The following is a 1,749-nucleotide window of genomic DNA, read 5'->3' as shown; positions in this document are numbered from 1 at the left end:
CGCGCAGAGCCCTCAAAAGGAAGCATCCCAGCCAAGCAGAAGCGTGCATGGATGAAAGCCGACTATCTAGAAGCCGTGTTAACCGCAGGATTCAGTGAGGTGCTCAATTAATGAACACTCATGCGGTTGCCCTGGGCGTATCGCCAAAGCGTTTCTCAATGCTTTCAACCAATACATCCTGAACCATTGTGGCGCTAATACCTTTAGTCGTCGCAACGTAGCTCATAATTTCACGGTCACAACAGTCCAAGCTAAACACCACACGCACTTTTTCTTTGTTCCAACAGCTGATTTCGAAGCCATCAGAGCACCATCGCGTATTTGAATGCAGCGTCACTACTTTACCCTCGTGAGCGCGATTATCACCTACGCGGCCGGTATGCTTCGGTAACAACAACTTATTCAAGCGCATGATGCGATACACGCGCTTTGGGTTCACTCGAGCGAAGCTATAATCACCTGTGCGTAGCTTACGATTCAAATGCGCGGTGATGCGCCGATAGCCGTTCGTTGCACGGCAATCACACAGCTCTTCTATCAGCGGCAATAACAATGCATCTTCTTGCTTGTTATAACGCGCTGAACGCCCCTTTTGGCGTTCATAAATGCGCTGATAAAGGTTCGAGCGCGACACGCCTAAGGCACTTACGATTCTGATGATAGGGAATCGTCCGGTGGCAACAATGGCATGCGCGATATCAACTTTTTTGACTGGGCTATCTCCAGTGCCTCTTTAAGAATTTCCGTTTCCATCGTTTTACGGCCAAGCAACTGCTCAAGCTGCTTCACCTTCTTTTGCAGTACTTTATGCTCTGCTGCGCTGACAACTTCATCGCCAGCTTGAATTGCGGACATGCCACCGTCTTGCATGAGTTTCTTCCACTTAAACAATAAACTCAGGGTGATACCGTTCTGCCTTGCCACCAGCGACACCGAATAACCGGGTTGCATGGTCATGGCAACAAACTTTGCTTTCTCCTGCGGAGTATAGCGACGACGACGTTGTTCGCCAGTAAAAATTTCAATACGCTCCATAGACACTCCTTAAAGATAGGTCTAAGCCTATCGCTTAACTAATGAGTGTCCGTTTTAAAAAGGGGCTAATACACAAGATAAAACCATATTAGCTAAGCGTAAACAGCACTTGGAAAACGCAAAGGCAGCCAACCCAAGCCGCTGGGGTAAACGCAATGTTCGCAACTGCGAACCCGTCGGCCCGACAACATTGAACCCGGAAAAGCCGTCAGTTAAGCAGGATGAAAAACAGGCCGCTTAAATGACAAAAAAGTGTCAACTATCTTGAAAAACACCGAGCTCTTGGGATCGACACTAATTCACTAGGCAATCAATATAAGATTTCAGTACATTCTTGGATGGCTTCCCAATCTTACTAAGCCTTGGTTTGATGACTAGTGACATCGATATCATAAATTTCCAAATCAACCTGTAACGAGATGATTGTGCGAAACACATATAATTGGCGTCAAGAATTCTGCCAGTGAATCGCTATTCAAAACCAATTCGTTCATATTCAAACTCTAATTTTGTACCATTAACGATGACTTCCTTAATAACATCACCTTCTTTCAACCACTTACTATAATATAGATTATTTCCAGCCATTATTGAAAAAACGATTTCATCCGTTGAGCAGATGTAATCCCCCCATTTTAAGCAGCAGTTATTCGTAGAATTAATGAACCGCTTGCGTTAATTGTTTTGGCGGAATGCCTCCGATAGCTGTATTAG

Annotated in this window: 1 pseudogene; it reads right to left on the bottom strand. The window is 45.2% G+C overall.

Annotated elements, in window-relative coordinates:
- Positions 1-130: 130 nt before the first annotated feature.
- Positions 131-1,035 (bottom strand): annotated as a pseudogene (locus BLP64_RS10955) (IS3 family transposase); the annotation flags it as partial.
- Between the last annotated feature and the right edge of the window lie 714 nt (positions 1,036-1,749).

The organism is Pseudidiomarina indica (genome assembly GCF_900104245.1).
Taxonomy (GTDB): Bacteria; Pseudomonadota; Gammaproteobacteria; order Enterobacterales; family Alteromonadaceae; genus Pseudidiomarina; species Pseudidiomarina indica.
Note: the sequence above shows the minus strand (reverse complement) of the source record. Positions and strands in the feature narration are given on the sequence as shown.